15 protein-coding genes are annotated in these 19,689 nt (G+C 64.9%); 5 read left to right on the forward strand and 10 right to left on the reverse strand.

Annotated features, from left to right (window positions below; translation table 11 throughout):
- Positions 1 to 37: 37 nt before the first annotated feature.
- The gene (locus tag ACM6IM_RS20490; protein WP_414866144.1) at positions 38 to 6,004 is read left to right on the forward strand and encodes a hypothetical protein; all 5,967 of its coding nucleotides are present in this window, start codon (positions 38 to 40) and stop codon (positions 6,002 to 6,004) included.
- A gap of 60 nt (positions 6,005 to 6,064) precedes the next feature.
- Here ACM6IM_RS20490 and ACM6IM_RS20495 read toward each other — a convergent pair whose 3' ends face one another.
- From ACM6IM_RS20495 to cbiE, 10 genes are all read right to left on the reverse strand, one after another.
- A complete protein-coding gene (locus ACM6IM_RS20495; RefSeq protein ID WP_414866145.1) occupies positions 6,065 to 7,441 on the reverse strand; it encodes a PepSY-associated TM helix domain-containing protein in 1,377 nt (458 codons plus the stop codon).
- Positions 7,442 to 7,530: 89 nt separating this feature from the next.
- The gene (locus ACM6IM_RS20500; RefSeq protein WP_414866146.1) at positions 7,531 to 9,648 is read right to left on the reverse strand and encodes a TonB-dependent copper receptor; all 2,118 of its coding nucleotides are present in this window, start codon (positions 9,646 to 9,648) and stop codon (positions 7,531 to 7,533) included.
- 182 nt (positions 9,649 to 9,830) lie between these two features.
- Entirely contained in the window at positions 9,831 to 10,286 is a 456-nt protein-coding gene (locus tag ACM6IM_RS20505; RefSeq protein ID WP_414866147.1) for a DUF2946 domain-containing protein, read from the reverse strand.
- Positions 10,287 to 10,307: 21 nt separating this feature from the next.
- The gene (locus ACM6IM_RS20510; RefSeq protein WP_414866148.1) at positions 10,308 to 10,787 is read right to left on the reverse strand and encodes a copper chaperone PCu(A)C; all 480 of its coding nucleotides are present in this window, start codon (positions 10,785 to 10,787) and stop codon (positions 10,308 to 10,310) included.
- Between the two features lie 48 nt (positions 10,788 to 10,835).
- Positions 10,836 to 11,234 carry a DUF2946 domain-containing protein gene (locus tag ACM6IM_RS20515; protein WP_414866149.1) on the reverse strand — a complete coding sequence of 133 codons (399 nt, stop codon included), beginning with the start codon at positions 11,232 to 11,234 and terminating at the stop codon, positions 10,836 to 10,838.
- Positions 11,235 to 11,351: 117 nt separating this feature from the next.
- Positions 11,352 to 11,675, reverse strand: a complete 324-nt coding sequence (locus tag ACM6IM_RS20520; RefSeq protein WP_414866150.1) for a DNA-binding protein — start codon at positions 11,673 to 11,675, stop codon at positions 11,352 to 11,354.
- Between the two features lie 4 nt (positions 11,676 to 11,679).
- On the reverse strand, positions 11,680 to 12,015 hold the full coding sequence (locus ACM6IM_RS20525) for a type II toxin-antitoxin system RelE/ParE family toxin (RefSeq protein ID WP_414866151.1): 336 nt from the start codon (positions 12,013 to 12,015) through the stop codon (positions 11,680 to 11,682).
- Positions 12,016 to 12,071: 56 nt separating this feature from the next.
- Positions 12,072 to 12,797, reverse strand: coding sequence for a cobalt-precorrin-6A reductase (locus ACM6IM_RS20530; protein ID WP_414866152.1), 726 nt, complete (start codon positions 12,795 to 12,797; stop codon positions 12,072 to 12,074).
- Positions 12,794 to 13,891 carry a cobalt-precorrin-5B (C(1))-methyltransferase gene (locus ACM6IM_RS20535; protein ID WP_414866153.1) on the reverse strand — a complete coding sequence of 366 codons (1,098 nt, stop codon included), beginning with the start codon at positions 13,889 to 13,891 and terminating at the stop codon, positions 12,794 to 12,796. Before ACM6IM_RS20535 ends, ACM6IM_RS20530 begins: the two co-directional genes overlap by 4 nt.
- Positions 13,884 to 15,095, reverse strand: coding sequence for a precorrin-6y C5,15-methyltransferase (decarboxylating) subunit CbiE (gene cbiE / locus ACM6IM_RS20540; protein ID WP_414866154.1), 1,212 nt, complete (start codon positions 15,093 to 15,095; stop codon positions 13,884 to 13,886). The genes ACM6IM_RS20535 and cbiE overlap by 8 nt, the downstream gene beginning before the upstream one ends.
- A 211-nt stretch (positions 15,096 to 15,306) precedes the next feature.
- Here cbiE and cobG point away from each other — a divergent pair, with 211 nt between their 5' ends.
- The 4 genes from cobG to cobJ are packed head-to-tail and all read left to right on the forward strand — an operon-like array spanning position 15,307 to position 19,667.
- Complete coding sequence (gene cobG, locus ACM6IM_RS20545) at positions 15,307 to 16,614, forward strand: precorrin-3B synthase (RefSeq protein WP_414866155.1); 1,308 nt, start codon at positions 15,307 to 15,309, stop codon at positions 16,612 to 16,614.
- Positions 16,607 to 17,233: a precorrin-8X methylmutase gene (locus ACM6IM_RS20550; RefSeq protein WP_414866156.1), complete on the forward strand. Its 627-nt coding sequence runs from the start codon at positions 16,607 to 16,609 to the stop codon at positions 17,231 to 17,233. The genes cobG and ACM6IM_RS20550 overlap by 8 nt, the downstream gene beginning before the upstream one ends.
- Positions 17,233 to 17,964, forward strand: coding sequence for a precorrin-2 C(20)-methyltransferase (locus ACM6IM_RS20555; RefSeq protein WP_192307858.1), 732 nt, complete (start codon positions 17,233 to 17,235; stop codon positions 17,962 to 17,964). The genes ACM6IM_RS20550 and ACM6IM_RS20555 overlap by 1 nt, the downstream gene beginning before the upstream one ends.
- Positions 17,964 to 19,667, forward strand: a complete 1,704-nt coding sequence (gene cobJ / locus ACM6IM_RS20560) for a precorrin-3B C(17)-methyltransferase (RefSeq protein WP_414866157.1) — start codon at positions 17,964 to 17,966, stop codon at positions 19,665 to 19,667. Before ACM6IM_RS20555 ends, cobJ begins: the two co-directional genes overlap by 1 nt.
- The last annotated feature ends 22 nt before the right edge of the window (positions 19,668 to 19,689 follow it).

Here is a 19,689-nt window from a genome sequence, read left to right on the forward strand (position 1 = left end):
GCCAAGCGGATTTTTCACCTTCACGGACACCTACGTTATGGACAACTCAATCAACCGCGCCCGGCGCAACGCCCCTGCGAACATCGTGCTGCCGGCGCTCAGCCCGCCCATGATCAGCGCCGACGATGCGGCGCGCTTTGCCCATGAGGCGATTGGCAATAAACGGAAACGGGAGTACGCGGGGCTGATCCTGCTGGGAGAGGGCGGGCGTTTTTTCGCGACAGCGCCGACGCCGGCCGATGACATGTACGCGGACTTCAACAAGCTGCTGGCGATGGACGCGGAGGGCCATTTCATCCATCCGGCGGGGTACCGCTGCCATGGTCTTTACCACTCTCATCCGGCGGTCCCCGATCAGATGAGAAAGATGCGTCCGGACCTCTCGGATGCACAACGCGATCTGGCGATGAATTTTTTCACCGACACCGACAAGGTGTTCATGATCCGTCACCGCGCCTTTGCCAAGGCGTTCTACCTGTCCGGAAGCGAGGACTGCCTGTTCAAATATGTGCCCAGCGGATCGGCGGAGGAGGAGCAGCTCGGGGAAGAAATCAGCAAGGGGCGCCCGTCGGGAATCTATGAGCGTGTGGAAGCGATCGTCGACGAATTGAGCCGGGTCGGTTCGCTGAGTGTGGTCATTCCCAACAAGCTGTGGGGCGACCGCAGGGGTGTCTTCGACGACGATTGGGCGGTTTTTGAACCGGTGCACAACTCGCCGGTCCCTACCGAGCAACCGTTCTGCACGCCGGTACTCGATCAGCCGGGCGCGGTGCTCGACAAGGTCATGAACGCCGACAGCGCGACCTCAGGGATCGCGTTCATGGGGGTGGTGCTCAAGGCGCTGGGCACCGAGGAATACGTCGCCACATTCCCCTGGAAAGAACGCCTGTCGATTGCCTCGGTGCTGCAGGCGTTTCCCCGTCGCGACTCGGGCGGGCCGCGCCTGCCCTCGGGTTTCCGCCTCGAGGGTTTCTATGCGGTGGCCCCGACGAAACCGGCGCAGGTCCCGGTGCAACAGGACTGGCTGTACAAGAACTTCTTTTCCCCCGCCGAGCTTGCAGCGCTGATCGCCCAGTCGCGCAAGGACGTTTACCTGCAAGCGCGGCAACGGGGGCTGACGCTCTACCGGCGCACCGAGAGCAAGGCCTTGCTGAGCTACACCTGCTCGGGCTCCGATGCCGAAACCGTGTTGATGGCGGGCAACGGGGAAATCCTGCAGAAAGCCTTGAAGACAGGCAGCCTGACGCCTTTCCAGTTTGTGTTGCAGGTGGCCGCCGCCGGTCAACTGAGGGTGCTGCAGGCCGGCGACATCTGGGACAGGGCCGGACCGGTCGGGCAGGACTGGCAACCCTTCGAGCGTATCCGCCAATCGCTGAGCCCGGCGTTTCTCACGGCCGACGATGCCGCTCGTCATGCGCACTACCAGATGAGTGCCCGCCGCGACATCGATCAATTGGGCTACGTGCTGGAGCGCGACGACGGCAAGTTCTTCGCCACCGCACCGGTCGACGGCAAGCGCTGGAAAAAGGATGGGAGCCTGCCGTTCGCAGGGGGCGTGTCCAAGCGCAAAGTCGAGCTTCCGGGCTATCGCTATGCGGCGGTGTACAACGCCAGCGAGGATGTGCGGGCGCGGCTCAAGGTCCAGCAGCCCGAGTGGTCGAATGAACGGATTGCGCTGCACACCAGCCTGCCCAACCTCCAGCATCTGGAGGTCATCCTGTCTGGTCGGGAGAATATCACCACGCTCTACAACTCCGGTGCCGATGGATCCCTGGTCAAGTACGTGAGAGCCGGTTCCCAGCAGGAACGCAACTTCAGCGTATTGCTCGACGGCGCCGTCAAGACCGGCGTGATGGACGAACAACTCGACGGGTTTGATGCCACGGCGGAAACGCTGGTGAAGAAACTCGTCGCGCTGGGTGAGTTGGCCGTGCTCAACACCAGCGCGGTGTGGAAAGGCTCGCAGGGCAAGGTGCCCGGCAACTGGGTGGCCTATCAACCGTTCGTTTCCGACGTTCCCGTGAGCCCCGCGCTCAGTTGGGTGTTTCCCGGGGCCGCCGTGGGGGCGCAGTGGGCGCACGATCTGATGCGGATGAAACCGGCGGCGCGGCAGCTCGCGTTCATTCTGAAAAACCTGCAGACGCACGACTATGTGGTCAGCGAACCCAGCGAGATCGAACCCGGCAACACCTCACTGTTCTCGGCCTTGCAGGCGTTCGCGGTGAATGATCAGGGCCGGCCGGTGCTGCCTCGGGGCTATGAGATCCAGGGTATCTGTTACCTGTCCTTGCCGGACAGCCGCCTGATACCCAGGCAGAAGTGGCTGTACGAGAGTTTCATTTCGGCCACGGATTTTGCCGCGACGGTCGGCATCGCCCGCGTGCACAAGACTGCGGGGTTGGCCCTCTACCTCAGCACCCGGGACGGTGCGCTGTTGCGTTACGAGTTTTCCGGGTCGACCCAGGAAAACCGCCTGTACGCAGTCGATCCCCGTGGACGGGTGACGGATAACGGTGAGCAGGGCGAACTGGAGAAAGGCACGCTGAGCCCCGAGGCGTTTGTCTGGCGGGTGGCGGCGGTCGGTGCCTTGTCGGTGGTTCAGGCGGGCAGGCTGTGGGATGTGGAAGGCGCGGTGGGCCTGTCCTGGTTTCCTTTTGCCCGATATCCACAGCAGCGCCTGAGCCCGGCATTTCTCACGGCGGACGATGCGGTGCGCCATGCCCACGAGCAGATTGGCCAGCAGCGCGACTACGAATTCTGCGGCTATGTCATGGAGCGCCAGGATGGGCGCTTTGTGGTCACCGAACCCTGGGTCGTCGGCAAGTCAGGGCGCTTTGCCCCTGGCCATGTCTATCCCGCCGATGCGTCCGGCAAGCCGATCCTGCCGGAGCAGCATGTGTTGCGCGGTGTCTATGCTTCGCGCCTGGCATTGTCGCAGTACGACCCGCAGCGCATGAAGCGCCACGGATGGACGCGCGAGCAGGCGAGTCTCGACGCACAGCTGTTTTCCGATGGCGACCTGCACGCCATTCTGCAGAACCGACAACACCTGCAGGTGGCCTATCTGTCTTGCGCCGAAGAGGCGCTGATTGCCTATGAGCTCAGTGGCTCGGCAGCTGAAAAGGACCTGGTCGCGCAGGTGGCCCCAAACGCCAAAGGCAGCCGGATGGCCGAGGATCTGGCGAGCGGCGCCCTGCAGCCCGAGGACATCGTCAAACAGTTGGCCCATGCTGGCAGTTTGCGGGTGGTGGTGGCCAGCGAGTTGTGGGGCGCGAGGGGCATGATCGCGCGGCATTGGAGCGCCTTTCCCGCCCCCCGGGGTTTTCAAACGCCTGATCAAGCCGCCTTTGGCGCAGTGTTCGCCGATGCGGACGCGGCGGCTCGCGACGCCCATCGGCGTGTCCGGCGTAGCGGTCCGGACCAGACCTGTTTTGGCGTTGTCCTCAAGCACTCGAGCAAGGATGAATACGTCGTCAGTGAAACCGTGCCCGCCAGCGATGAGCAGCCCCTGTTTTCCCTGGCCAGCCTGTTCAAGGCTGATGGCGCCGGCGGGTTTGTGTACCCCGCGTCATTCCAGGTGTGCGGCCTGTTTTATGCCCGGCAGTGGATGCCGGACAACCTCGGGTCGGCTGATCGCTGGCTGGGCCGACACTTCATCTCGTCCAGGGATTTATACGAAGGTTTTTTCATGGCCCGTCGCTTGCGCCCGCAAGGCAGTGCCATGGGCTTGCCGGTGTACCTGTCGACCCTGGACCGGGCGCTGCTCAAATACACCTCGCCGAACTCGACGACATTGTTCGATGCGCGGATCCAGCCCTCGGGCGTGGCCGAGGACGTGCATGGGCAACTGAGCAGCGGGCAGTTGCCGGCAAGGGACTTTGTCACCCAGGCCATTACTCACGGCTGGATCAACGTGGTGGCGGGCAGTGAATGCTGGGGTGAGGCGAGCCCGACCAGGCTGACGGCCGACTGGACACCGTATGCCGCATTCGTCCGCCGAGCCCTGAGCCCGGCATATACCCACCAGGTCGACGCGGTGCGACATGTGGCGCGCTTGCTGGGCGCGGATCGGGATCAGCTTTACGGCGGCCTGGTACTCAGGCGAGGCGATGGTCTGTTCGTCGCCACCGAGCCGTTGCACGTGGACACGGAAGACTTCGACCCGAAGCAGATCCTGCCGGACGAGGACGTCGCACAGGATCTGCTGGCCCCCGGCTGCACAATCGTCGCCCGTTATCGCACGCGGGTGGCCAGCGAGTTGCCGTTCCTGGTGTCGGGCCAGGAACGGGAGGTCTATCGCGATTTCTTTTCCACCACAGTGCTGGCGACTGCACTGGCCTCGGACCACCTCTGGACTCACGAATACCTGCTCGGCGCGCAGGGCTCGATACTCGGCTTCACCTTGCACGACGATGCCCGTGATCTGTTGAGTGCGTCATCGCGTAGCCAGTTGACGGCGGACTTGGCGCTGCTGGAAAGCCAGCTCGCGCCCTCCACCGACAGCCCCCACGACCCCTGGAGCAACCTGATCGAACGGCGGATTCGCAGCGGGGCGGGCACGCCCACCCAACTGGTCAATCAAGTGCTCAAGGTCGGCGCGTTGCAGGTGGTGCAGAGCAGCCATCTGTGGGGCCCGGCAGGCCGCTTGGTCGGGGGCTGGCTGCCGCAGAAACAGGGCTTTGTGGCTGCCGAATCGGTGCGCTTCGCCGCGCTTGATCGGGCGTTGAGCCCGGCGTTCTGCCACAGCGACGACGCCGTGCGGCATGCCCATGAGCAGGCCGGCAAACGCGACGGCTGGAGCTTTGGCCTGGTGCTCACCTCATCGCGCCTGGCTCATTCGGTCACCAGCCTGCCGGTCGCGGCGCACGACCTGAAATTTCCCCATGAACGGGTGTTTCTGCGGGGGCAACTGCCCACCGGGTATTCGGTGCAGGGCCTGTATCTGTGCGCGCCGGCCCGGCAGCCGGAAGAGCTGCCGCGCTCCGAGGTGTTTCGCAGTTTCATTGCGCCTTCGGTGCTCGCGGCGGCGCTGTCGGCCGTGCAGGTGTTCACGGCGGGGACGTTGACCCGGTTTCACCCGTTGTACCTGTCCTGCGCCGATGGCGCGCTGCTCAGGTACGACGCCGTGGCGTGGGACAACGATCTGCAAAGCCATGCGAAGCTGACGGCTTATGTGCAGTCGTTGCAGGGCGATGGCAACCCTGCCGACTACATCCGCAAGGTTGCGCGCGGCGGTCGGCTCGAGGTGCTGGTGCGCAGTGCCACTTGGGCGATGACCGGGCGTGTCGGGCCCACGTGGTCGCCAGGCAAGGTCGAGGCCCGGGTTACCGCCGACGATGAACGCCTGGCGCTCGGCCCGTTGTGTGCCCACCCGGACGACGCGGCGCGATGGATGTGGCGGCGGCTGCGCAACACCCGTGGCGAAGCGCGATTGGCGGCGATTCTACGGGACGCTCAATCGAACGTCGTCGCCACCGAACCGCTGGAGGATGCCGGGCCGACCGTGCCCCCCGGGCTGCGTGACGCTACGCCGGCCTTTCGCCGCCTGTTTGTCGGGGCCATGGCTCGCGGGGCGTCCAAGCGGTATCCGGCCGGTTATGAGGTGATGGGTGTGCAGCAACTCTACAAGGTCGATGACCGGGAGCAGCGGTTCAGCAGTCGGTTTGAGGAAACGCTCTATCGCAATTTCGTCGCTCAGGATGAGATCCGGGCTTGCATCGCGTTGCTCAGGGGCCATGGCGTCGCCGACGGCCGTTATTACCTGACGCCACGAAACGGCGCGTTGCTCGCCTTTCGCCCCGGTTACCAAGACAGCGAGTCCCAGGTGCTGCTCGACGCCTGGTCCGATGAGGCACACGGCGTCACGCGGTCCAGGCTCTCGCACGTGCTCGGCACCCTGATCCTCACGGGCCGACTGGAGATCCTGGAACCTGACCGGTTCTGGCACCCTCGCGGCCCGCTTACGACCCGTTTGTTACTGGAGATGAGCCGTCGACCGAGCTGATCCCTCGTGTGCCTCCGGGCTCATCGCTGACGCGGGGTGCCCGCTACCCCGCAGCAGCGTTCACGCCGCCGAGTCCGGTTCCGCCTGCCGATTGAAACGCGTCAGCAGCAGTCGATCCAGCACCCAGACCACCACCAGCGAAGCGCCCACCAGCGGGAACGCCACGGCCAGCACCAGCATGATCGCCACGCCGGTTTTCCAGGTCGGCAGGTCGTGGCGCAGCGGTGGAACGCCGAACTTGCCCTGTGGCCGGCGCTTCCACCAGATCACCACGCCGCTGACGGCGCTGAGCAGGATCATCAGGCAGATCAGCAACACGATGATCTGGTTCAGCGTGCCGAACATCTTGCCTTCGTGCAGCATCACGCCCAGCTCCGTCGCGCGGGCGACGGTGCCGTATTGCTCCCAGCGCACATCGGCCAGGACTTTGCCGCTGTATTGATCGACGTGCAGGGTGGCGTCGTTGCGCGGGTCGTCGGCGAACACGGCGATGGTGAAGACGCCGGTCGCGGTGGTCGGGAAGGTGATGCTGTAGCCCGGTTCGACCTGGCGTTGTTCGGCAATCTCCTGCACCGCCTGCAAGCTGACGGTTGGCGCGGCGGGGCCATCGTGCGCCGCACCGTGGGCCATGTGTTCGGCATGGTCGCCGGACATCGGCATCGGCGTGTTTTCCATGGCCCACGGCACGGTCTGGCGGGTGGCGGTGTTGAGGCTGCGTGCCTCCACGTCCGACTTGGGCATGTCGTTCCACATGGCATCGGGAAACACATTCCACACGGCGGCGTATTGCTTGCCCCAGAAGCCGGTCCAGGTCATGCCGCTCAGCAGCATCACCAGCAGCAGCGTGGCGCCCCAGAAACCGGTGACGGCATGCAGGTCGCGCCACAGCACGCGGCCGCGACTGCTCAGGCGCGGCCACAGGATCCCGGCCGCCTGGCCTCGCGGCCACCACAGGAACACCCCGGACACCACCAGCACCACGCCCCAGCCGGCGGCCATTTCGATCAGTCGGTCACCCACCGTGCCGATCATCAATTCACCATGAATCGCCCGCGCCACGGCTTGCAGGTTCTTCTTGGCGTCTTGCTCGCCGAGGATGTCGCCGTGGTACGGATCGACAAACACGTTCAGCTCCGTATCGCCATCGAGCACGACGAACTGCGCGCTTCGCCCGGCACTCACGGGGGGCAGGTATTGCTTGATGGCGGCTTGCGGGTAAGCGGTTTTCACCCGCTCGAGCAGCTCGTCGGCCGGCACGCTGTGATGCCCGGCCGGGACGTTCATCAGGTGGCCGTACATCAACGGATCGAGCTGCGGCTTGAACAGGTAGACGGTGCCGGTCAGGGCCAGCATCACCATGAATGGCGCGACGAACAGACCGGCATAGAAATGCCAGCGCCAGGCCAGGTTGTAGAAATTCACTTTGGGCTGTTTCATCGGTTGTGCTCCGCTTGGCGTGAGGCTGTTTTAGTTGTTCATTCCCGGACCCCACAGGAGCGAGCGGGCTCGCTCCTGTGGGGTGGTGTTCAGAAACTCATGTCCACCTTGGTCCAGAGCGTGCGCCCCGGTTCCTTGATGGCCTGCGGGTCATTGGCCGGGTAACCGAAACCGGCGTTGCCGGCCAGGTTCAAATGCTCGGCGTACGCCTTGCCGAACAGGTTGTCGACGCCGCTGCTGACCTTCCAGTGCTTGTTGATCCGGTAGGCGCCATTAAGCGAAAACACGCCGAACCCCGGGGTCTTGGTGAAGTCCTTGCCCACCACGTTGCCCTTGTTCTGGTCGATGCGGTTTTGCGCCGCGACCACTCGCCACAGGGCGCCGGCGCTCCAGTTGTCTTCGCTGTAGGTCAGACCGAACCGAGCATCCAGCGGTGGCATTTGCGGCAGTGCCTTGCCGTCGCTGCTGTTCTTGCCCCAGGCATAGGCCAGGGTGGCGTCGGCCTTCCAGTTCGAGGTGAGCTTGTAGGCCGCGCCGAGTTCGCCACCCATGATCCGCGCGTCGATGTTCTCGGCTTGCGAGGTCATGCCCATCATGCCGGGCGTGTAGTCGAACAGGATGTAGTCACGGATCTGCCCGACATAACCCGAGGCCCAGGCTTCGAGGTCATCGGTCTTGTACTGCAGGCCGAAGTCGAGCTGAGTGGTTTTCTCCGGCTTGATCGCATCGAAGGCATTCACCGAACCGGCCGGGCCAACGTTGGGCGAGAACAACTCCCAGTAGTCGGGGAAGCGCTGGGTATGGCCCAGGCCTGCGTACAGCGTGGTCGGGCTGTCGGCCAGGTCGTGTTCGTAGCGTACGAAACCGCTGGGCAGGGTATCGGCGCGGGTGTCGTCGGCCGTCGGGTTGGGCCGGGTCATCATCCCGGAGCCAGTGGTCTGGCGGAAATCCCTGGCGGATGCGCGATCGAGTCGGGCGCCGCCGATCAGGCGATTGCGGTCGGCGGCGTACCAGGTCAGTTCGCTGAACACGCCGTAGTTGTGGAAGTCGGCGTCCTTGCTGTACGGCAGCTCCTTGTAGGTGTCGACGCCCATGCTGCTGCGTTGGCGATGCTCGTTGGTCTGCGCGTCGAGGCCGCTGATCAATTGCACATCGGCCCAGCGCCAGGTGGCCTTGATCCGTGCGCCGAGGGTGCGGCGATCGACGTTGGAGGCCATCGGCCCGGCCATCATCCCGGTGCCGGAGGGGGTGCGCAGGCTGTAGTTGTCCATCACGTGGTCAGCGTAGTTGTAGTAGACCTGTGCCTCGATCTTGTCCAGCACTTCGCCGATGTTGGATTTTTCAAAACGCAGCCCCAGGCTTTCGCGTTTGAACTGCGCGCCGTCCATGCCCCGTCCGGCGTAACGTGCTTCGCCATCGCCCTTGCCGGCAGTGAGTTCCAGCAGCGTGTCGGCATCCGGTGTCCAGCCGACGGCGACATCGCCGTTCCACTTGTCGTAGCGTGACGCCACGGTGTCATTGTTGCCGTCGCGATAGTCATCGGCCTGGGCGGTGTTGCCGATCACCCGCATGTAGCCCAGGGGACCGCCTGCGGCGGCGTCCACGGTTTTGTCGAAGCGGCCGTTGGAACCGGCCAGTACGCTGGCGTTCACCCGCGTGCCGAGTTCGCCGAAGCTTTCCGGCTCACGGTCGAACAGGATGGTGCCAGCCGACGAGCCCGGCCCCCAGAGCACGGTCTGTGGGCCTTTGATCACGGTCAGTCTGTCGTAGGTTTCCGGGGAAATGTACGAGGTCGGGGCGTCCATGCGGCCGGGGCAGGCGCCTAGCATCACGCCGCCATTGGTGAGGATGTTCAGCCGTGAGCCGAACATTCCGCGCAACACCGGGTCGCCATTGGTGCCGCCGTTGCGGACCAGGGCGAAGCCGGGAATGGTCTTCAGGTAATCACCACCGTCGCTGGCGGGCACCGGTTGGCGTGGGTCCTTGGGATTGGTGACGACGGTCAGTGGTGAACTCGGGGCGACGGCGGTGATTACCGTGGGGCTCAGTTCTTCACGGTGGTCGGCGTGTTCGTCCGCCACCACCAGAGGGGTCAGCAGTGCGCCGCACAGGAAGGCAGTGGCGTGCCTGAAACGTACGCGCACGGCGTTCAGGGCGAAAGTCGCTTGGGCAGGGCTCAAGCGTGGGTCAGCAGAAAACCTGGACATGACAATTTCCATCGAACAGTCGTAAACGATACGGACGGCAACCTGCGCGTTTCCTGTGGGCGTGCTCGCGGCAGCGCGGCGTCAGGCGACCTCGATGTCGACTGAACCGCCCTTGTCGCAAGCCGGCTCGCTCCCTCAGGGGACTCTGGCTGTCTTCGGACCGTGTGATAGCTGGGGGGTGTTTACGCGACGATGGGGGGCGCTCGGGTGCGGGCACCGGGGAAGAAGGTGGACCGGGCGTGGCCCAGTCGTTCGGCGGGAATGCTGAAGGTGTTGGTGAAGGGTGTAGCGAATGCGATGAAGGACTGGCCACCCGTCAGCGCCGGGCAATTGAACAGCAGGCTGCAATAGCCGCACTTTTCCCAGATCGCATGATGGCTCGCCTCGGGTGGGCAGTGCTCGGCGGCGGGTGCGGCGTCATGCTCGCCGTGGTCCATCGCCGCCATGTCCATGCTCATGTCCATCGACATGCTCATGTTCATGGTCATTGCAGCGGCGCGTTGATCCATCGGCATCGACTGGGAAATCAGCGGGCCGATAAAGATCATCAACATGGCGAACAGGCTTATCCAGCTGCCACGAGTCAGTCCCCGGGACTGACGACGGGAGGCGGATGACCTGGCGCTAAGCGGGCGCATGGGCGATGTCAGCTCTGGCGATCAGGGTTTGTGGACGTGGGTCTGGGTGCCGTCGGGGGCGGTTTTCTGCACCGCGACTTCGACGGTTACGTCACCGGATTTCTCGAAATGCATCGTCAGCGGGAAACGCTTGCCGTCGCTCAGCAGGCTGCGGTCCTTCAGTTCCAGCAACATGACGTGATACGCCATCGGCGCGAAGGTGACGGTGCCGCCGGCGGGAATCTCGACCCGGGGCACTTGCTGCATTTTCATCAGGTCGTTCTGCATCACGTGTTCGTGCAGCTCGGCGATGCCGGCAATCGGTGAATCGACGCCGAGCAGGGTATCGGCCGCTTTGCCGGTGTTGTGAATCACGAAGTAGGTCGCGACGGTCGGCGCGTTGGGTGGCAGTTCCTGCGACCAGGGGTGAGCGATTTCCAGTTCGCCCACTTTGTATTCATGGGCATTGGCAAAACAGGCAGGCAGCAGCAATGCGGCCAGGACGATGAGTTTGTTCAACATGGCAGTGCTCCGGACGATTCAAAACGCAGGTCAACGTGCGAGAAGCAATCACACCAGAGGGGAAGCGCGGGGATTGAGGTTCGGCCATTGCTGGCGCGGGGTGGGGTTGTCGAGAGAGGTGGCAGGCTGGCTTCGATGGCTTTCGAAACGGGCGAAATACAAGTGCGGTGCGTGCCCCGGCAATGCCACCAGCGGCGCGGAACCGGAGCAGCACCAGCAATGCTGCATGTTGGAATGTTCGTCGCTCTGCGGCGCTTTCTGCTCCAGGTCGCCCAGGGAGATCGCCACCATGCGGGTGCCGCCGGACGAACAGAAACTGCCCCACATCACTTGCTCGGCGGGGGCTTGCGCCGCCTGCGCCATCGCTCCGGTCATCGGCATGGCGAGCAGGTTGAACAGCACTGCGAAGCAGGCTATCCAGGCAATTGCGAGCCGTTGTCGGGACATGGGACGAATCCGGTTGGGTGGTCAATCAGGCGCGGCTATTTAGCCTGATCAGTGCCGATAAGTAAAAAGACGGCGTGCGGTTTGGTGTCGCAGTTCGAGCGGTTACTGCTCTAGCGTTCAGCTCGCGCGTACTGCATGTACTTGCATATCGACGCCAAGCGTAGCCCGAATCACGGCGAAAATGGCTGCCAGGTTATCCATGCTTGGATTGCCCTTGGCGGACAGCATCCGATGAAGGCTTTTGCTTGGTTTGGCCGTCTCCTTTGCCAGTTCTTCGAATCCAACGGTGGCGTTGACGAGGTCCCGCAGGATGATCCTGGCCATTTCAGGCTCGCCGTTAAGAAACAGCGTAGCAGCCTCATCCAATAATGCCTGTGCGAACTCGGGGTCGCGCTGGGCGCGCTCGGAAATGGTGTGTTTGTAACTGCGAGTGAGTGCCATGACCTTACCTACGATTCTGCTCAGCTCTTTTGCGAATGCGAAACTCGGCTATGAGAGACTTCGCTTGTTTGATGTCGGTTCTTTGGGTGGACTTGTTTCCTCCGCCGAAGAGGATGATCAGACGTTTTCCTTCTTGAACCAGATAGATTCGATAACCGGGGCCCCAATCTATCCGGTACTCGCCGAGACCGTCGAACCACTTGATGTTGGATGTGTTGCCTGACTCCAGCCGCAACAGGGCAACCGATACCTTGCATGCTGCTTGCGCATCTAGGCTGGAAAACCATTGTCCAAACGGGCTTGTGTCGTTTTCCCGCAGGTATTCTTCGAGTGTGATCACGGACGGCCTTGAAGGTAACAAATAGGTTACTGTTCACGCAAGCCAGTGATCTTGCCTTACAGAAAGGTGGCCGCCAATGCGCCAAGTGTTTCCTCCAGCGTCGAAAACTCCCGATCCACCGCCGCCAACACCGGCCGCTTCAACACCAGCACCGGCACCCCGCGCTCGCGTGCCACTTCCAGTTTTGGTTCGGTGGCGGTGCTGCCGCTGTTTTTGCTGACGAGCACGTCGATCTGGCGACGCTCGAACAGCGCACGCTCGTCGTCGATCAGGAACGGCCCCCGGGCCCCGATCACTTCGCAGCGCGAATTGCCGGGGTAAACGTCCAGGGCGCGCAGGGTCCAGAATTGCTCCGACGGAATTTCATCCAGGTGTTGCAGGGGCTCGCGGCCGAGGGTGAACAGCGGTCGCCGGAATGGTTCAAGGGCCTGGATCAACTCCGCCCAGTCGCTGACGTCGCGCCAGTCATCCCCTGCCTGCGGTTGCCAGGCCGGACGCCTGAGCGCCCAGCAGGGAATGCCGCTCAACCGGGCGGCACTCGCGGCGTTCTGGCTGATCTGCGCGGCATAGGGATGCGTTGCGTCCAGCAGCAGGTCGATGCCTTCGTCACGAATGTATTGCGCCAGCCCCTCGGCACCGCCATAGCCGCCGACACGCACCTGGCAACTCAGGTCATCGGGCACGCGACCGATGCCGGCCAGGCTGTAGATGTGTTCCGGCCCCAGCGTGCGGGCGATGGCCAATGCCTCGGTGACGCCGCCCAGCAGCAGAATGCGCTTCATCGAACAGTCCCCGCCTGGCCGACGATCGCGCCCTGGCGGTCGATGGCAAACACTTCCACCTGAACCTGCGCCGGCACCACGCTGCGGGCGAATGCCAGGGCGTGCTGACACACTGCATCACCGAGCGCGATACCCGCGGCGCTGGCCATCGCCAGGGCTTGCTGGCTGGTGTTGGCCTCGCGGATCCCCTGCTGCAACGCCGCGTCGGCGCCGAGCGTTGCCGCCCATTCGGCCAACTGCGGCAAGTCGATGCTCGAATGCCGGCTGTGCAAATCCATGTGCCCGGCCGCCAGTTTGCTGATCTTGCCGAACCCGCCGCAAAGGCTGAGTTTATCCACGGGGACTTTGCGCAGGTGCTTGAGCACGGCACCGACGAAGTCGCCCATTTCGATCAGGGCAATTTCCGGCAGGCTGTACACCCGGCGCATGGTGTCTTCGCTGGCGTTGCCGGTGCACGCGGCAATGTGTCGGTAACCGTTGGTCTTCGCTACGTCGATCCCTTGCTGGATCGAGGCGATGTACGCCGAGCAGGAGAACGGCCGGACGATGCCGCTGGTGCCCAGGATCGACAAGCCACCGAGAATCCCCAGTCTCGGATTCATGGTTTTGAGCGCCAGCGCCTCGCCGCCTTCGACGTTGACCGTGACCTCGAAACCGCCCGGGTATCCCAGCTCCTGTGCCAGCCCCATCAGGTGCTCGGTGATCATTTTGCGCGGCACCGGATTGATCGCCGGTTCGCCGACCGCCAGCACCAGGCCCGGTCGGGTGACGGTGCCCACACCGCGCCCGGCGCAGAAGCGGATGCCCGGTTCGGCGCGCAATCGCACCTGGGAGAACAGCAGTGCGCCATGGGTGACGTCCGGGTCATCGCCGGCATCCTTGAGGGTGCCGGCCTCGGCGCCCTCATCCAGCAGGCGGCAGAATTCCAGGCGCATCTGTACGCGCTTGCCCTTGGGCAGGACGATGTCCACGGCGTCCGCGCCGGCGCCGCCAAGCAGCAATCGCGCTGCGGCGAGGCTGGTGGCGGTGGCGCAGCTGCCAGTGGTCAGGCCGCTGCGCAGGGGCCTGGGCTGTTCGGCGGTTTCGTCACGCATCGAGAGGTTTGACCACATCCAGCAGGGTTATCGGCAAGGCCTGGCGCCAAGTGTCGAAGCCGCCGAGCGGTTGCGCCTGGGCGATGTGAATGCGCGTCAGCTCGCCACCGTGTTGCTCGCGCCAGGCCATCAGGGTCATTTCACTTTGCAGTGTCACGGCGTTGGCGACCAGTCGGCCGCCGGGTTTCAGCTGCGCCCAGCAGGTGTCGAGCACACCTTCGCGGGTGACGCCGCCACCGATGAAAATCGCATCCGGGGGTTCAAGGCCGGCAAGGGCGTGCGGTGCCTTGCCGCGAACCAACTGCAGGCCGGGTACACCCAGCGCGTCGCGGTTATGTTCGATCAGCGCCTGGCGTCCCTCATCGGCCTCGATGGCCAGCGCACGGCAGCTGGGATGAGCGCGCATCCACTCGATACCGATCGAGCCGCTGCCCGCGCCGACGTCCCACAGCAGCTCACCGGGCACCGGAGCCAGGCGGGCGAGGGTGATGGCGCGGACATCGCGTTTGGTCAACTGGCCGTCGTGTTCGAACGCCGAGTCCGGCAGGCCGGCCAGGCGCGATAGACGCGGCGCAGCGGTTTCGGCGATGCATTCGATGGCGACCAGGTTCAGGTCGGCAATCGAAGGATCGCTCCAGGCCTGCGCGAGGCCATCAATGCGCCGCTCGGCGGCACCGCCCAGGTGTTCCAGCACCGTCAGGCGGCTGGGGCCGAACCCACGCTCGCGCAACAGCGCGGCAATCGCCGCCGGGCTGTGGCCATCGTTACTGAGCACCAACAGGCGAACACCGCTGAACAGTTGTGCATGGAGCGCCGCGATCGGGCGTGCAACGACCGACAGCGTGACCACCTCCTGCAACGGCCAGCCCATGCGTGCGGCGGCCAGCGAGCAGGACGAGGGCGCGGGCAGGATCAGTATTTCATCGCTGGGCAACTGCCGGACGAGGCTGGCACCGACGCCGAAAAACATCGGGTCGCCGCTGGCCAGCACGCACACCGGCTCGCCGCGCAGGGCCAGCACCGGGTCGATGGAAAACGGGCTGGGCCAGGTGTCGCGCCGGCCCCGGATGCAGGGCGGCAACAGGTCCAGGTGTCGCTGGCCGCCGAAGATTCGCGAGGCGCGCAACAGCGCGTGCCGGGCGTTCTTGCCCAGGCCTTTGAAACCGTCTTCACCGATGCCGATAACCGTCAGCCAGGGCGTCATGCCTGCTCCTTGAAAAAGCCGCCCACTCATGAAGGGCGAGCGGGTTCGTGCCGGGCGCAATGATACCGCGCTGCAGCGCTTTCTGTTCCTCGAGTGCTCTGGTCGTCCGACAGGCTTTTCATACCCGGTTGCAAAGCAGGCATAATACCGCCCGCTTTGCCCGCGAAGCGCCTCGCCACCTGTACGGGTCATGCCCTTGAACGAACGTCCGATGTCCACCGCAGTACGCCCCTCGGCCTGTCCGGGACTGTTACGCATCGTCCCGGCGCTGGACGGCGGTATCTGCCGCATCAAGTTGACCGGCGGCTCGATCAGCAGCGCCCAGGCCGATGCGGTGGCCCGTGCAGCAGAGGACTTCGCCAGCGGTGCGATTGAAGCGACCAACCGCGCCAACCTGCAGATACGCGGGATAGGCGCGGAACAGGCGGCGTTGATCGAGCGCCTGCTGGCGGCGGGTCTCGGCCCGCACCACGCGGCCGGCGATGACGTGCGCAACCTGATGCTCAGTCCGAGTGCCGGCATAGACCGGCACATGCTGTTCGATACCCGCGCCCTGGCCGAGCAGATCCTGGCCACCGTGCAGCGCCATGAGCCCTTTCACGATCTCAGCCCCAAGTTCGCCCTGCAGCTGGATGGCGGTGAGGCGCTGGCAATGCTCGAGCACCCCAACGACCTGTGGCTCTCGGCCTACGGGCAAGCGGGCGAGTGCCGACTTGCGTTCGGCCTGGCGGGTTGTCCCACGGACGTGCCGGCCGGGTCGGTGGCGCTGGACGCTGGCCATGACCTGGTGGTCGCGGTGCTGGAGTTGTTCCTTGAACTGGCGCGCCCCGAGCAGACGCGCATGCGTCATGTGCTGGCCGACATGCCGGTTACCACGTTCGTGGCGCGACTGGCCGAGCGCGTGCCCCTTCAGCCGGTCACGGGCTGGCAGCGCCCGGTCCATGAGACGGGCCTGCACATGGGGGCGCACGCGCAGTCGCAGGCGCAACACGTCTATGTCGGTGGCGTGCCGCCCCTGGGCCGACTCGATGGCGCGATGCTGCGCGGTGCCGCGCAACTGGCGTGCGAATACGGTGATGCAACGCTGCGATTCACGCCCTGGCAAAGCCTGCTGTTGCCCAATGTACCCCGCGAGCACGCCGATGAAGTCCTGCGCCGCCTGCAGCAGTTGGGGCTGTTGTGCGACGCCGATCAGGCCTTGTCGCAGTTGATCGCCTGCACTGGATCCACGGGCTGTGGCCGGGGCCTGGCCGACACCAAGGGCGATGCCCGGCAACTGGCGGCGCTGTTGCAGCGTCACGGTGATGCGTTGCAGGTGCACCTGAGCGGTTGCCCGCGCTCCTGCGCCGCCGCGCATATCGCCCCGGTGACCCTGCTGGCCGTTACCCCCGGTCACTATGACCTCTATTTTCGCGAAGCGGGGCAGCCGGGTTTCGGCGCCCCGCACGCACGCAACCTTACTATTGAAGCGGTCGACGCCTTGCTCGCCGCCCGCTCACGGAGCCCGCTTGATGCTTGATTATATTCGCGACGGTCAGGAGATCTATCGCAACTCCTTCGCGATCATTCGCGCCGAGGCCAACCTCGCGCGCATTCCTGCCGATCTGGAAAAGCTCGCGGTCCGCGTGATTCACGCCTGCGGCATGGTCGATGCCATCGACGGCTTGCAGTTCTCCCCGGGCGCCGGCCAGGCCGGGCGCGATGCGCTGGCGGCCGGTGCGCCGATCCTGTGCGATGCGCGTATGGTGTCCGAGGGCATCACCCGCGCGCGTCTGCCGGCCAACAATCAGGTGATCTGCACCCTGCGCGACGACAGCGTGCCGCAAATGGCCCGTGAGCTGGGCAACACCCGCTCGGCCGTAGCCCTGGAATTGTGGCGCCCGCACCTGGAAGGCAGCGTCGTGGTGATCGGCAACGCACCGACCGCCTTGTTCTATTTGCTGGAAATGCTCGACGCCGGCGCCCCGAAACCGGCGCTGATCCTGGGCTTCCCGGTGGGCTTCGTCGGCGCCGCCGAATCCAAGGCAGCGCTGGCGGCGGACAGCCGTGGCGTGCCGTTCGTGATCATGCAGGGCCGGCTGGGCGGTAGCGCCATGGCCGCCGCTGCGGTCAATGCCCTCGCCACGGAGATCGAATGATGCAGCAACCTGGACGCTTGATCGGCCTGGGCGTCGGCCCGGGTGATCCGGAACTGATTACCGTCAAGGCGCTGCGACTGCTGCGCGAATCGCCGGTGGTGGCGTACTTCGTCGCCAAGGGCAAGAAGGGCAACGCGTTCGGCATCATCGAGGCGCACCTGCAAACGGCGCAGACGTTGCTGCCACTGGTGTACCCGGTGACAACCGAAGCCTTGCCGGCACCGCTGTCGTATGAACAGGTCATCAGCGATTTCTACGATGCGGCCGGCGAAGAGCTCGCCGCGCACCTGGACGCCGGCCGGGACGTGGCGGTGATCTGCGAGGGCGATCCGTTCTTCTACGGTTCCTACATGTACCTGCACGATCGTCTGGCCGAACGTTATGAAGCCGAAGTGGTGCCGGGTGTCTGCTCGATGCTCGGCGGTGCGTCGGTGCTCGGTGCGCCATTGGTGTATCGCAACCAGAGCCTGTCGGTGCTGTCCGGTGTTTTGCCGCACGAGGACCTCAAGCGACGCCTGGCCGATGCCGACGCGGCGGTGATCATGAAACTGGGGCGCAACCTGCCCAAGGTGCGTCAGGTACTGGAGGAACTCGGGCTGGCGGGGCGTGCGCTGTACGTCGAACGCGCGACCATGGCCAACCAGAAGATCGTGCCGCTGGCGGAGGTCGAGCCGATGTCCTCGCCCTACTTCTCGCTGATCATCGTTCCGGGTGAAAGGTGGCAAGGCTGATGACGCGTCCAGTTCCGGCGATTGTCATTCTTGGCAATGGCAGCCTCGCCACCGCGCGCAGAATCCAACAGCTGTACCCCGGCGCCCTGGTCCATGGTCTGGCCGAACGGGTCGAGGGTGCGGATCGTGTCTATCGCGAATTCGGCGCGACCCTGCGCGAACTCTATCAACAGGACACGCCGATCATCGCCCTGTGCGCGGCCGGCATCGTGATCCGCACCCTCGCACCCTTGCTGCTGGAGAAAGGTGCCGAGCCGCCGGTGCTGGCCGTTGCCGAAGACGGCAGCGCGGTGGTGCCGTTGCTGGGGGGGCTGGGTGGGGTGAACGTCCTGGCGCGGGAGATAGGCGCTGCGTTGCAGGTGCCGGCCGCGATCACCACCAGTGGCGAATTGCGTTTCGGCACCTGCCTGCTCAACCCGCCCACTGGCTTCGCGCTCGGTGATCTGGCGTTGGGCAAGCGTTTCGTCTCCGATCTACTCGCCGGTGAAACGGTGCGCATCGAAGGCTCGGCCCCATGGTTGGCCGACGCGCAGTTACCGCAGGACCCCGAGGCGCGGCTGGCGGTGTATGTCGGGCATGCCGAGCGCACGCCCACGGCCAACGAATTACTGATCTACCCGCGCAACGTACTGGTGGCGGTCAGTGCCGGGGTGGCCGACCTGCCGCAGGCGATTCGCGAGGCGCTGCACCAGGCGAACATCGCTGTGCAATCGGTGGCGTTGCTGTTGGCGGCCGATCGTGACATGGCCGACCCGTCGTTGCGCGAAGCCGCACTGGAACTGGGGGTGCCGCTGCGCTTTGCCAGCGGCACCGCAGCGCTCAGGGAACGGGCGCGCAACGCCGTCGATCAGCCGGTGTCGATCTTCGGCGATGACGCCATCGCCATCGCCGTGGCCGAACATCCGCTGCAGCCGCTGTCGATCGGCCGTCCGCGCGGGCGCCTGGCGGTGATCGGCCTGGGGCCTGGCGCGGCGGAGTTGATGGTCCCGGCGGTCAAGGCGGAGCTGGCCCGGGCCAACGATGTGCTGGGCTATGAAACCTACGTGCGCATGGCCGGCCCGTTCCGCGCCGATCAAGTGCTGCATTGCACCGACAACCGCGAAGAGATGCAGCGTGCCCGTCATGCCTTCGAACTGGCGGCGCAGGGGCGCTCGGTGGTGGTGGTGTCTTCGGGCGATCCGGGCGTGTTCGCCATGGCGGCGGCGGTGCTCGAGGCGTTGCATGAGTCCACCGACCCTGCATGGCACAACGTTGAACTGGAAATGCTGCCGGGGGTGTCCGCCTCCCTGGCAACGGCCGCGCAGGCCGGGGCACCGCTGGGGCATGACTTCTGCGTCATGTCGCTGTCGGACAACCTCAAACCCTGGGCCATCATCGAGAAGCGCCTGGACCTGGCAGCGCAGGCGGACCTGGCGCTGGCGTTCTACAACCCGATCTCCCGCTCGCGCCCCTGGCAGCTGGGGCGTGCGCTGGAGATCGTTGCGCAACATCGTCTGCCCCAGACCCCGGTGGTCCTGGGCCGCGACATCGGTCGCCCCGGCCAGACCTTGCGCGTGACGACGCTCGGGCAACTGACGCCTGATCAGGTGGACATGCGCACCATGGTGCTGGTCGGTTCTTCGACGACCTGCACTTTTCCTCGTCCGGACGGCGGTGTCTGGGTGTATACCCCGCGCTGGTACGGCGCCAAGCCCGGCAGTTGATTAAAACGGCTCCCTCGGAGCC

Source organism: Pseudomonas sp. IT-P12, from assembly GCF_949767465.1.
Lineage (GTDB): Bacteria > Pseudomonadota > Gammaproteobacteria > Pseudomonadales > Pseudomonadaceae > Aquipseudomonas.